Annotated in this window: 8 protein-coding genes; all 8 read left to right on the top strand. The window is 57.2% G+C overall.

Going from position 1 to position 12,764, the window contains the following annotated elements:
• The first annotated feature begins 9 nt into the window (after nt 1-9).
• The 8 genes from GOB82_RS12050 to GOB82_RS12015 all read left to right on the top strand — a co-directional run bounded on the left by GOB82_RS12050 (nt 10) and on the right by GOB82_RS12015 (nt 12,602).
• The gene (locus tag GOB82_RS12050; protein ID WP_166123426.1) at nt 10-2,088 is read left to right on the top strand and encodes a phosphocholine-specific phospholipase C; all 2,079 of its coding nucleotides are present in this window, start codon (nt 10-12) and stop codon (nt 2,086-2,088) included.
• A 425-nt stretch (nt 2,089-2,513) separates the two neighbouring features.
• A complete protein-coding gene (locus tag GOB82_RS12045; RefSeq protein ID WP_166123424.1) occupies nt 2,514-5,717 on the top strand; it encodes an efflux RND transporter permease subunit in 3,204 nt (1,067 codons plus the stop codon).
• Nucleotides 5,717-6,916 (top strand): efflux RND transporter periplasmic adaptor subunit, encoded by a 1,200-nt coding sequence (locus GOB82_RS12040; RefSeq protein WP_166123422.1) that lies wholly within the window; start codon nt 5,717-5,719, stop codon nt 6,914-6,916. Before GOB82_RS12045 ends, GOB82_RS12040 begins: the two co-directional genes overlap by 1 nt.
• A 50-nt stretch (nt 6,917-6,966) precedes the next feature.
• Nucleotides 6,967-8,547 carry an efflux transporter outer membrane subunit gene (locus GOB82_RS12035; protein WP_166123446.1) on the top strand — a complete coding sequence of 527 codons (1,581 nt, stop codon included), beginning with the start codon at nt 6,967-6,969 and terminating at the stop codon, nt 8,545-8,547.
• A 274-nt stretch (nt 8,548-8,821) separates the two neighbouring features.
• Nucleotides 8,822-9,655 carry a glucosamine inositolphosphorylceramide transferase family protein gene (locus GOB82_RS12030; RefSeq protein ID WP_242007394.1) on the top strand — a complete coding sequence of 278 codons (834 nt, stop codon included), beginning with the start codon at nt 8,822-8,824 and terminating at the stop codon, nt 9,653-9,655.
• An 11-nt stretch (nt 9,656-9,666) separates the two neighbouring features.
• Entirely contained in the window at nt 9,667-10,788 is a 1,122-nt protein-coding gene (locus tag GOB82_RS12025) for a glycosyltransferase (protein WP_166123418.1), read from the top strand.
• 10 nt (nt 10,789-10,798) lie between these two features.
• Nucleotides 10,799-11,887 (top strand): glycosyltransferase family 4 protein, encoded by a 1,089-nt coding sequence (locus GOB82_RS12020; protein WP_242007393.1) that lies wholly within the window; start codon nt 10,799-10,801, stop codon nt 11,885-11,887.
• A gap of 274 nt (nt 11,888-12,161) precedes the next feature.
• Nucleotides 12,162-12,602, top strand: a complete 441-nt coding sequence (locus GOB82_RS12015) for a YidB family protein (protein WP_242007392.1) — start codon at nt 12,162-12,164, stop codon at nt 12,600-12,602.
• Nucleotides 12,603-12,764: the final 162 nt, after the last annotated feature.

Here is a 12,764-nt window from a genome sequence, read left to right as displayed (position 1 = left end):
GGGTGGAGTATGCCGGTTATTGGACGAAGAGGACTGCTTAAAGGCGGCGGAGGGCTTCTTACCGCAAGCCTTTTAGGGTCCATTAACCGGGCTTTGGCCATTCCGGCGGAACGCCGGAGTGGCACACTGGAAGATGTTGAGCATATTGTTGTGCTCATGCAGGAAAACCGGTCATTTGATCATTATTTCGGTCATCTGAGCGGCGTGCGCGGGGTGGGTGACCGTCACCCCGTACGATCACCAGATGGCTCCCCCGTCTGGTCTCAGTGGCGCAAGAAGAAGAGTGAGGGGCGTATCATGCCCTTCCAGTTGCGCACGCATGTCAGCAGCGCGCAATGTGTGCTTGATCTTGACCATAACTGGAAACCCACGCATGCCGCCATAAACGCTGGGTGGAATGACCAGTGGCCCCGCCATAAAACCGATATGACGATGGGCTACTACACGCGTGAGGATATTCCTTATCACTACGCGCTGGCCGATGCCTTTACCGTCTGTGACCATTATTTCTGCTCAACCCCAACCCAGACCCACCCCAACCGCTTTTACCTGATGACCGGCACCGTTGACGGTGAGGGTGTGGGCGGCGGCCCGGTTCTGGATAATGTGGACTGGGTGGACCGTGCCTTCTACCCCAAGGCCCCAGCGCCATTTAACTGGACAACATATCCTGAACGGCTGGAAGCTGCCGGGGTCAGTTGGCAGGTCTATCAGCAGGGGCTTTCCGTATCAGACGTGGAAAACGGGAATTTCGGCACCAATGTGCTGATGAATTTCCGCAATTACGTTGATGCCCCGAAGGGCTCCGCCCTGTACGAGCGGGCCATGACCAAACGGACGCTGGATACCCTGCGGCAGGATGTGCTGGCGGACCGTCTGCCGCAGGTGTCCTGGCTGCTGCCGCCTGCGGCCTATTCCGAACACCCGCGCTGGACACCGGGGTATGGGGCCACCTATATCGCCCGCGTGCTGAATGCCCTGACAGCCAATCCGCAGGTCTGGGCCAAGACGGTTCTGCTCGTCATGTATGACGAGAATGACGGCTACTTTGACCATGTTCCGCCGCCGCAGCCCCCGACACCCCTTCTCCCCGGCAAGAGTACGGTTGATACGCGCGGGGAAATTCATGATCGCATCACGCCATACGAGCCGGAGCGCTACACGCCAGACATGCTGCCTTATGGTCTGGGGCCGCGGGTGCCAATGCTCGCACTTTCTCCTTGGAGCACGGGCGGATTTGTCTGCTCGGAAGTGTTTGACCACACGTCGGTGCTGCGCTTTATCGAAGCCCGCTTCGGGGTGCGTGAAACAAACATCACCCCATGGCGGCGCTCCGTGTGTGGTGATCTGACAAGTGCGTTCGATTTCTCACGCAAACAGGGTTTTGCAGGCGGACTGCCTGACACTGCGGATTACAAGCAGCAGGTTGACCAGTCCTGCACGCTCCCGAACCCGGCTGTTCCTGTGGAAAGTAGCCTCTCCGATATCGGGGAACAGGAGAAGGGGCGTCGGCCTGCGCGGCCACTCCCTTATGTTCTGGGTGTGCATGAAGTTGCTGGCCCCAAGGGCGATCTCACGCTTCGGTTTGAAAATCAGGGAACAAGCGGTGCCTGTTTTTATGTCTATCAGGACCTGACCTCTGAAAAACCACGGCGCTACACCGTGGGTGCAGGGGCAAGGCTTGAGGATAGCTGGCCTCTGCCGCAAGACCATCTGGCCAGAGTCACCGTTATTGGTCCGAATGGGTTTGCGCGGTATTTCCATCGCTCCCGCCCGACATCGGTCATGGTTTCTGCTACGGAGAACACGGGTTCAGGGTCACTCGTGCTTGAATTTGCGAACCTTACCGCCACCGCACAAACTGTCTCTGTGCATGATAATGCCTATGGGCAGCGTACCCAGACGCTTGAACTGGCAGCGCATGCCGTGGTGCACAAAACCCTGCCGCTGGGGAGTAGTGACCAGTGGTATGATGTGAGTGTGAAAATCGCATCAGAACCCACGACTGAAAATCGTTTTGCCGGCCATGTGGAAACAGGCAAACCAAGCAAAACGGACCCGGCGCTGGGCAAGCCCGTCCTTCAATAAACGTCGTCCGGCATTTTCTGGAGCCAGTCAGACTTTTGGCGGCAGCATAAGGCTTCATCTCAGTGCGAAACGGGCCGTGACGGGGAATATCCTGCACGGCCCGTTTCGTATCAGGTGCGCTGCGGTGCGGCCGTGGCGCTGCCATATATGTTCAGGGAGAGGGGCGGGGGCTTCCCGCTGGCTCGGTGCTTTGCCCAGCTTCCCGTGTAATCCGGCCACCAGAGGAGGCATGCCTTTTTCGGCCACAATCCGCCATATCGTGCCGTTTCTGGCGGCGGAAACAGCGCCAGAGGCACGTTCCTTTTTCTCAAAAAAAATTTATTAAATAATTATATAGCCGATTAATAATTTTTTTAAAAGATTTCTGCATAAATGAAATTCTATCGTGCGCTGAATTCCGTTGATCCCAGTGAGGAAGGAAACGCATGAACGCCATCGTTGTGACGGCACTGAAGCGACCTTACACGTTTATTGTGCTGTCGCTGCTTATTCTCGCTTTTGGCGTGATGTCTCTTTTCAAGGCTCCAACAGATGTTTTTCCAAACATCCGTATTCCTGTTGTGTCCGTGGTCTGGACGTATGGCGGAATGCTGCCTGAAGAATTCGCAGGCCGTATCACCTACAATTACGAACTGGCCGTAACCTCCACCGTGGAGGGGATCGAGCACATGGAAAGCAGCTCCTATTACGGGAGAAGCATTGTCAACATCTACTTCCAGCCGGGCACGGATATCGGTGAAGCGGAAGCTGAAGTCACGGCTATTTCCCAGACCGTGATCAAGCAGCTGCCCGATAATATTCCCGCGCCCATGGTCATGCGGCTGGAAGCATCCTCGGTTCCGGTTCTTGCTCTTCAGATCACCTCTGAAAAACAGACACCATCTGACCTGTACAAAATCGCCATGACACGCATCCGCCCGGTTCTGGTGACGGTGCCCGGCGCGGTTCTGCCGCATCCTTATGGCGGTATGGACAGCTTCATCATGGTGGCGCTGAACCAGAAGCAGCTTCTGGCGCACCATCTGTCCGCGATGGATGTGCAGAATGCCCTGCGGAAGCAGAACATTGTGCTCCCCGCCGGCGATCAGAAAATCGCTACCACAGACTGGATGGTGCAGACCAACGCCACACCGCGCTCCATGAAGGAACTGGGCGATATTCCGGTAAAGCGCGTCGGGAATGCCGTGATTTATGTGCATGACGTGGCGCAGGTGTACCGTGGTGGCCACCCGCAGACAAACCTTGTGCTGGTTCAGGGCCGGCAGGGCGTGGAAGTGGTGGTAATGAAAAGCGGTGATGCCTCAACGCTGGATGTTGTGGCGCGCACCAAGGACCTGCTGCCGCGCATTCAGCAGCTTGTGCCGCCCGATGTGCATATTTCCATCCTGAGTGATGCCTCCATCTTCGTGAAAGATGCCATCCGCGATGTGGTGCGGGAAATGGTGACAGCCGCCATCCTGACTGGCCTTGTGGTGCTGCTCTTCCTCGGATCATGGCGCTCTACGCTGATTATCGCCACATCCATTCCGCTGGCCATTCTCACGGCTATCATCTGCCTGCTGATGTCTGGCCAGACCATCAATGTCATGACGCTTGGCGGGCTGGCTCTGGCGGTTGGTATTCTGGTGGATGATGCCACCGTGATGATTGAAAACATCGATACCCATCTGGAAGAAGGGAAAGAACTCGAAACAGCCATTATTGATGCCGCCAACCAGATTGTTATCCCCACACTGGTTTCAACACTGTGTATCTGTATCGTCTGGACACCGCTGTTCCGCCTGAGCGGGGTTGCCGGCTGGCTCTTCATGCCCATGGCTGAAGCCATTGTTTACGCGATGCTGGCATCCTTCATCCTGTCGCGCACACTGGTGCCGACAATGGCCAAATACCTGCTGGCGGGGCAGGTTCATCCCGGCCTGCACAGTGATGAGCATCTGGCGCTGCCCAAAGGGGTTTTCGGGCGCTTCCAGAACGGGTTCGAGCGGAAATTCCATAATTTCCGCACCCGCTACGGGCTTCTTCTCGAGCGGATTATCGCGCGGCGCAGGGTCTTTGTCGCGTGCTTCCTCGGGGCATCTGTGCTCTCGCTGGGGCTGTTCTTTCTGGCCGGGCAGGATTTCTTCCCTGAAGTGAAATCCGGCATGATCCAGATGCACATGCGCACACCGCTGGGGATGCGTATCGAAACCACGGGCCGTGTCGTGTCTCTCGTGAATGATCGCATCGAGCAGATTCTGCCCGGAAAAGTATCCGGTATCATCAATAACTGCGGCCTTCCGGAAGGCCCGCACAACCAGGCGTTCATCCCCACACCCTCAATCGGCACGCAGGATTGCGATCTGACGATTTCTCTCAAGGATGAACAATCCCGCGTCTGGGATTATCGCAAGCTGCTGCGCAAGGACCTGTCCGCACATTTCCCCGGAAGTGTGTTTACGTTCCAGCCTGCGGACCTGACCGAGAAAATTCTGAACTTCGGCTCACCCGCGCCGATTGATGTGCAGATTTCCGGCCCGGATCTTCGCGATAACTACAACTACGCTCGCCTGCTGGTGAATAAACTGCGCGCCATTCCCGGCACTGCCGATGTGGTGATCCAGCAGACCATGAAAACGCCGACCCTGTTCGTGCAGGGGAACCGCACCTTCGGTCAGGCCACCGGCATGACTGAGGCCGATATTGCCAACAACGAACTGATGACCCTCTCGGGAAGCCAGACCGTGGACCCGCAATACTGGCTGGACCCCAAAACGGGCATCACCTTCCCGCTGAACGTGTATGTATCACAGGATCAGCTGACCCATTACAACGACCTGATGACCATTCCGGTCGATAAGGGTGATAATGACCCCAAGGGCACGGACATGCAGCTTCTGGGGAGCATCAGCACGGTGACACCCACGGGCACGCCCGGTCAGGTTTCACACTATAATTCCATGCCTGAAATTGACATCTATGTGTCAGTGGAAGGTGCGGACCTCGGCTCCGTTCTGGCGCAGGTCAAGAACACAGTCGCGCAGACAAAGGGCGATCTGCCCCGGACTGCGGCTCTCGATATCCGCGGGCAGGCTGTAACCATGCATGGCGCGTATGTGGAGCTGATAGCCGGTCTGGTGATCTCCATCATGCTGATCTACATGCTGATTGTTGTTAACTTTCAGTCTTGGGTTGACCCTTTCATTATTATCTCGGCACTTCCGGGTGCTCTGGCAGGCATCGCATGGAGCCTGTTCCTGACCCAGACACGCCTTTCCGTGCCTGCGCTGACAGGCGCCATCATGTGCATGGGCACAGCCACCGCGAACTCCATTCTGGTAGTTGCCTTTGCCAAGGAACGGTTCGCTCTGCATGGCAATGCACTGGTTGCCGCTGTGGAGGCCGGGTTCGGCCGCATTCGTCCCGTGATCATGACAGCCTCTGCCATGGTTATCGGGATGGTGCCCATGGCTGTCAGTAACTCCCAGAACGCGCCTTTGGGGAAAGCCGTTATTGGCGGCCTTATCCTGGCGACTGTTTCCACTCTTCTCTTTGTTCCCTGTGTTTATGCCATTTTCCATAACACATCCCCCAAAAAGCCCAGCCGCCCGATTGATACGGGCCTCGAAGACGCGAAGGAGGCCGTCTAATGTTTGCCCTGATCAGAAAATATCTTTTTGTCGGTTCGGTTCTGTGTGTTCTGGCCGGATATGTGGCCTATCTGGAAATACAGCATCTGCATAACAAGGTGACACTGCAGGCTGATGCTCAGCATGCCAGCGTGCCGGATGTTGCTGTGGTGCAGCCCAAGCCCGCACCCTCAACCCTTGCCATGACACTGCCAGGCAACATCAATGCCTGGTATGAAGCGCCCATTTATGCGCAGGTCTCCGGCTATGTGAAAATGTGGTACAAGGACTACGGTGCGGTCGTCAAAAAAGGCGATATTCTCGCTGAAATCAACGCACCGGGTCTGGATGCCCAATATGCACAGGCCAAGGCGGACCTTCAGGTTGCCCAGGCCAAATACGGGCTGGCCACTGTGACAGCAAACCGCTGGCGCTCCATGGGGAAATCCCAGGCGGTATCAGGCCAGTCTGTCTCGGTGCAGAATGCCAATGAGCAATCAGCTCGCGCCGCGCTGGAAGCCGCACAGCATAATGTGGACCATTATGATGCTCTCGAGCGGTTTAAAACCATCGTGGCCCCGTTTGATGGTGTTGTGACGGCCAGAAATATCAGTGTGGGCGATTATGTTGGCGCCGGGAGCGGCAATATGAACGCCAATGGCACGGCCAGTGAACTGTTTACGGTGGCTGATACGCACGCCATGCGGCTTTTTGTCTCCGTGCCTGAAGTGTTCTCCTATGTTCTGAAGCCGGGGCTGAAAGCACGCGTCATTGTGCCGCAGTATCCCAATCAGGTTTTCACGGCCAATTTCCTGACAATTGCAAAAGGGTATGACACCAACACCCGTACGGCTGTCACGGAATTCACCATTGAGAATGCAGACCAGAAATTGTGGCCGGGCACATTTGCCTCTGTCTCTCTTTCCGCACCTGCCGAAGGGGGCATTTATACGGTCCCGACTGGCGCGCTGGTTTTCCAGGAAAAGGGCATGCAGGTTGTCACGATAGATGGCCAGAACAAGGCGCACTACAAGAACATTACAGTCGGCCGCATGTCTGACGCTTATACGGAAGTGAACGCAGGTCTTGCCCCCACGGACCGTGTTATCAACAACCCGCCGGCTGATCTGCTGGAAGGGCAGACCGTACGGCTGAGCGTGCCCGCAAAAGGCTATCTGACAACGGCAAATGCGGCAGATGACGAGGAGGATGACGAATGAGCACCTCAGCAAACCACCTGCACAAAGCCAAACGATGCGCCCTGCCAGCCATGGCCGCACGCAAGACTTTGAACCGTAAAGCCGGCACGCAACGCACTGCCTTAAAAGCCGCGACACTCGCGGCCCTGACGGCACTCAGCGCCTGTGATCTGGCCCCGGCGTATCAGGCTCCTCACTTTGTTGTCCCGGCTTCATGGCACGGGCAGGGGCTCTTCCGGGAAGCACAACCGCAGGACACTGTCCTGCGCACGGACTGGTGGACCCTGTTCAAGGACCCGGTGCTGAACACGCTTGAAGCGCAGGCGATGACCAGCAATGCGGACCTGCAGGCTGCGGCTGAACGGTTTGTGCAGGCCCGCTCCATCGTGATGGAAGCGCGGTCTGACCTGCTGCCGCATTTTGCGCTGGCCTTCGGCTCCACTGATAACAAAAGCTCGTCCGACAGGCTTTTCCGCTACAAGGGGCCGATTACCGCAACGGATGAATATTATGGCGGTATGGCAAGCTGGGAGCCGGATCTCTGGTCATCCATCCGTAACAGGATCCGGGCGCAGAAATACTACGCGCAGGCGCAGGCGGCCCAGTATGCCGCAGCGCGCCTGAGCCTTCAGGCTGAAGTGGCGACGGACTATTTTGCCCTGCGCGGCATGGATGCGCAGAACGCAATCTATACGCAGTCCATCCGCTATTATCAGCAGGCTCTGCATGTCACTCAGGTCCGTCTTGATAATCAGGACGCAACGGGCATTGATGTGGCGCGCGCCAAAAACCAGCTTTACATGACGCAGGCCCGCCAGTTGGACGTGCAGGCCCAGCGCGAAGTGCTGGAGCATGCGCTGGCCGTTCTGGTTAATGCCTCACCGTCCTCCTTCCGTATTGCTGAAGTGGAGAAACAGGACGACGCCGAGCCTGTCGTGCCTCTGGGCCTGCCCTCCGAACTGCTGCAACGCAGGCCGGATGTGGCGGTGGCTGAACGGGAAATGGCACAGGCCAACCGGGCTATCGGCATAGCGCGCGCGGCGTTTTATCCGCATGTCTCTTTCAACGCCACCGGCGGGTTTGATGCAAACGGGTTTGACCTGGCCAATCTGGCAAACAGCATGTGGTCCTACGGTGCCTCAGTCACCATGCCGCTGTTTGAAGGCGGCCTGCGCCGCGCCCAGTTGCAGCGGACATGGTCCAACTACCGGGAAACACGGGACCATTACCGCATGGCCGTGCTCTCCGCCTTCAAGGATGTTGAAAACGGGCTTTCCATGACAGCCCGGCTCCGTGAAGAAAATGCACGCCTGAAAGATGCCGTGCAGGCTGCCATGCAGTCTCAAACATTGACCATGACCCTCTATAAGGGCGGTGCGGATGGGTATCTGGATGCGTTGATTGCGCAGGTCAATACACTGGATGCCCGTATTGAGCAGGCCCAGATTCAGGCTCGCGCCCTTCAGGCAACAGTCGGGATGATCCGGGCTCTGGGCGGCGGCTGGCAGGACAAGCTTCTGCCCACACCGGACCAGACCATGACATTCTCTGTCCTGGGGTATGATGGGCTGAAGCACCCGCAACCGGTTGGGGGGATTGATATAACCCCGCATCCTGAACAGTATGAAGATCTGACCAAAACCAAACCCTGACCGGCCGACGCCCCTGAAGAGGGGGCGCGGGCCACCTTGCCGGGGGCGGATGCGGGGGCAGGAGCCTCTGCTCCGCCCCCGGCTTCTGTACAGCACGGGGCAGGCAAGCCGCCACGACCCTTGATAAGGCTGAAAGCTTCCAATATATAATCAGAAAAATTTAGTATTTTGCCTGTTTGTCTGTAAAAGGTCTTTCTGATTGGGTTTACGCAAGGACATATGGCGTGTTGGTATCTGTCACGCGCCTCTGAATGCTCTTGTCGAGCAGGGGTCCTTGGAAAAAACATCTGTTTCCTGGCTTCCCGGCATGGGTCCGTTCCAGTTTCTGGCTGATCCGTTCGGGCTGTGGAAAGACAACCTCCTGTATGTTTTTGTTGAGACCTACGATTACCGAAACAGACACGGTATTATAGAGGTCTTTACTTACGATACCTCGTTCCGGCTTCTGGAAAGAAAACTGGCCCTCTCCGAGCCTTGGCATCTGTCTTACCCATATGTTTTTGAAGCGGATGGCGAGATCTGGATGATGCCGGAAGCCTACCATTCCGGGAAATTGACACTCTATCGCGCCGTATCATTCCCCGATGTGTGGGAGGCCGCCAGTGTTATCGATCTGGGGCCGGATGTTGCGGTGGATGCCACCCCGTTCTTCCATGATGGCCTGTGGTGGCTGTTCTATACTCCCGCCGCAAAGCCCCCCAAGCCGGTTGGGGAGCTCTGTCTGGCCTTTGCCGAGCATCTCAAGGGACCGTGGAAACGCCATCCGGCAAATCCGGTGCGGCTGGACTCAGCCAGCACACGGCCGGGCGGCACTCCCATGGTCATGAAGGGACAGCTCATGCTGCCGGTTCAGGATTGTTCATGGACCTATGGCGGGGCTATCAGACCTTTATGGTTTGAGACCCTGACCGCGGAGCGGGTGGTAACGCATGCCGGGGCAAAAATTAAAATTCCCGCGCCGTTCGCACCCTATACAGAAGGCATGCACACGCTTTCATCCGTGGGGCCTGTCACGCTTCTTGACGTGAAGCGCACGGAGCTTTCCGCACGCGGGCTGTCTATTGAAATCATTCGAGAAACAAAAAAGTTATTGCGGAAAACATTTTGAAAAAACCTTATATGTTTTCGATCGGTCTCGTCATTCATGATTTTGTGTTTGGCGGGTCCGAGAGAATTGCAATCCGGCTGGCAAATCACTGGGCGCAGCAAGGCTTTTCCGTAGTGCTCTTCGCTGGTTCCGAACGGGGAGAGATGCGTGGCCTGCTTGACCCGCAGGTCAGGCTGGTGCGTGCACCTTCGGCAATCAGCCGTACACATTTTTCCATGTGGCAGGTTGCCGAAAAAGCAGCGGCATATTTCCGCCAGCACCCTGTGGCGGCCTGTTTTGTGCCGGGAAACTACCATTGGCCCGTGGCGTATAAGCTCGGGTGTCTGCCTCTTGAGGTTCGACCTGTTATCCTGACGCAGATCAGCTCCCCCATTTACAAGCCGGGGCGCAACGCATGGGCGCAGAAGTTTTTCAATATACGGATGCGGTTCCTGCTGCGGAACACCGACAGGCTGGTTGCGCTTGACAGGACAACAGCGGCTCAGGCTGACGCCCTTTTCAGGCGCTCCGTTGCGGAAGCTATTCCGCTGCCAGCATTACCGGCGTCTCTCCCTGCGCCCAAAGCCGTTGAAAGCGGGAATTACGCCATTCTCGCCGCAGGACGGCTGACACATGCCAAAGGGTTTGATCTGCTGCTCAAAGCCTTTGCCTCTGTCGCCCGGGTTTATCCGGCGGCGTCCCTGACTGTTTGCGGGGCGGGGCCGGATCATCAGGCACTGCTTGATCAGGCCCGGAGTGAAGGGCTTCAGGATCAGGTTACTCTGACCGGATATGTGGCGGATATCGGCCCCTACCTTGATAAAGCACGCCTTTTTGTCCTGTCCTCCCGCCGGGAGGGTTATGGGGCGGTTATTCTGGAAGCCCTTGCCACCGGGCGGCAGGTCATCACGACAGCCTGCACGCCCGCCGCGGACGATTTCGCCAGCCACCCTGAGGCAGTGCGTGTCGTACCGGTGGAAGATGCCGATGCCCTGGCACAAGCCATGATTACCGCTCTGGCACAGCCTGCGCCCGATGCGCAGGGGCTGGCTGATCTTGTGCAACCCTTTTCCATCACGTGTGGGGGGCAGATGTATCTTTCCCTCATGTCCTCGCTGCTTTGCCGCCGGGGTGCTGTGAAGGCCGTATCGTGAGAGGCTCAGCATGATATCGGGTCAGCCCGCCCGCCCGATGCGTATCGGGTTTGTTATCCACACACTCGGCTTGATGGGGGGAACAGAACGCACCTGCTGCGCGGTGATGAACGGTCTGGCGGAGGACGCTGATGTAACGGCGATCGAAGCTGTTTCAGAAGGTCCGCCAACGTATCCACTGAGCGAGCGCATCGGGCGAAACCTTTTATCAGAAAAGCCTGTTTCGCTTTTATGGTCCGCCCCAAAGCTCATCATGCGTCTTTACCGGATTATCCGGAACAGGCCGCTTGATGCGCTGGTTGTGGTGGAATCAACGCATGCGCTTTACGCCGTTGCGGCGGCCAGACTGGCTGGCGTGCGCTGCATTGTGTGGGAGCATTTCAATTACACTGTTGATCTGGGCAAGCGGAAGCGGCGATGGGGGCGCGCCATTGCCGCACGCTGGGCGCATGATGTTGTCACGCTGACACACCGGGATCAGGCTATGTGGCGCGAGAAAGCCCACCCGCGCGCGCAGATCCATTGCATTCCCAATATGGCTCCGCCCGTTTCTGCCAGCCGCTATGATGACACGACAAGAATAGTGCTGGCTCTGGGTCGGCTGAGCCCGCAGAAAGGGTTTGACCGGCTTCTGGAGGCCTGGAGCCTGGTCGAGCAAGATGCGCGCTCCACGGGCTGGCGGTTGGCTATTGTGGGGGATGGCCCTCAAAAAGATAATCTGAAGAGGCAGGCCGCCTCTCTCGCCCGCGCCAGTATTCAGGATGCCCGCAAGGATGTCGCCTCCCTGTTTGCGCAGGCGGGGCTGATGGCCTCTTCCTCACGGTTTGAAGGGCTTCCCATGGTGCTGCTGGAAGCTGCCTCGGCGGGTGTGCCGATAGTCGCGTTTGATTGTGAAACCGGACCGGCAGAAATCATCGAGCCGAACCAAACCGGTATTCTTGTTGCACAGGGCGACAGCGCAGGGCTTGCGGAAGGGCTGTTATGCCTGATGGCAGACCCGGAAAAACGAAAAGCCTTCTCGGAGCGCGGAAAGAACCGCATGGCGCTGTTCAGCCGTGAGCACGTTCTCTCCTTGTGGTGCTCTCTGCTCGGAATATAAAAATCCGTGTATTTTTGCGGATCGGCCTGAAGAGTTCTGGCCGTATAGCCGGGGAGAAGAGAACGCCACTCACACATTCCGGTGAACACGCCCAAGCAAGGAAACGGGGCTGGGGGTAAAGCCGTTTAACAGGCAGCTCCTCAAAAAGCCGTAACCGGTTTTTCCCCATCAAGAGGGAAGAGCCGGTATTCCATCAGGTCGGGCAAGCATTCTGGAAAACAGGGGCAGCGACAACAGACCAGATGTTCTGCCGGCCACAGGCAAGGCGACGGTCATGAAATTTACAGAACATCTCTCCTCTGCCGTCACACAGATCGGCGATTTCATAACACAGGCCAAACAGAATGAGTCCGGGCTGCTCTCCGTCCTGAATGATCTGCTCGGCCCGGTGCCCAAACCCGGTGCCCCCAGCAAACTGCAACAGAGAGCCGCCGCTGTTGGTATGGAAGATCTTATCCGGCTCTGGCAGACTCAGGATGACGCTCCGGCTGCAACCGAGGAAGAAATTCGACAGTTCTTCACGCAGGCAGAACTGGACAATGTGTCCAATGAAACCGGGCTCTCTGATCAGGCGACGCTGAGCATGCTCCAGACTCTGCTGCCCACATGCGTACGCAGGCGGGCGCTCCACCAGCCTTTTACGCCCTCAGAGGCGGCTGGTGGGAGTAAAGAGCCTCATCCGGGCACGTGGAGGGATCGAAGAACCGTTGATTGATGTGCTTGGCCAGTAATTTCTGGGTTTTGGCGATTTGATTGACGGTTTTCGGGAGAGCTTTTGATCTGCGTTTTGAGCAGATCAGGGGCTGCCCCCCGCTGGATTGCTATGCATTCGCGCTGATCCGCTCCAGGAAGAGGAAACGGCGCATATTGTAGACGA

Source organism: Acetobacter farinalis, assembly GCF_011516935.1.
Lineage (GTDB): Bacteria > Pseudomonadota > Alphaproteobacteria > Acetobacterales > Acetobacteraceae > Acetobacter > Acetobacter farinalis.
This window is presented reverse-complemented; position numbering and strand designations above follow the sequence as displayed.

Bases quoted from the DNA above. Each gene is read 5' to 3' on its own strand.
- GOB82_RS12045 (WP_166123424.1), top strand. From the start codon at position 2,514: ATGAACGCCATCGTTGTGACGGCACTGAAGCGACCTTACACGTTTATT.
- GOB82_RS12035 (WP_166123446.1), top strand. From the start codon at position 6,967: ATGGCCGCACGCAAGACTTTGAACCGTAAAGCCGGCACGCAACGCACT.
- GOB82_RS12050 (WP_166123426.1), top strand. From the start codon at position 10: ATGCCGGTTATTGGACGAAGAGGACTGCTTAAAGGCGGCGGAGGGCTT.
- GOB82_RS12025 (WP_166123418.1), top strand. From the start codon at position 9,667: ATGTTTTCGATCGGTCTCGTCATTCATGATTTTGTGTTTGGCGGGTCC.
- GOB82_RS12015 (WP_242007392.1), top strand. From the start codon at position 12,162: ATGAAATTTACAGAACATCTCTCCTCTGCCGTCACACAGATCGGCGAT.
- GOB82_RS12020 (WP_242007393.1), top strand. From the start codon at position 10,799: ATGATATCGGGTCAGCCCGCCCGCCCGATGCGTATCGGGTTTGTTATC.
- GOB82_RS12040 (WP_166123422.1), top strand. From the start codon at position 5,717: ATGTTTGCCCTGATCAGAAAATATCTTTTTGTCGGTTCGGTTCTGTGT.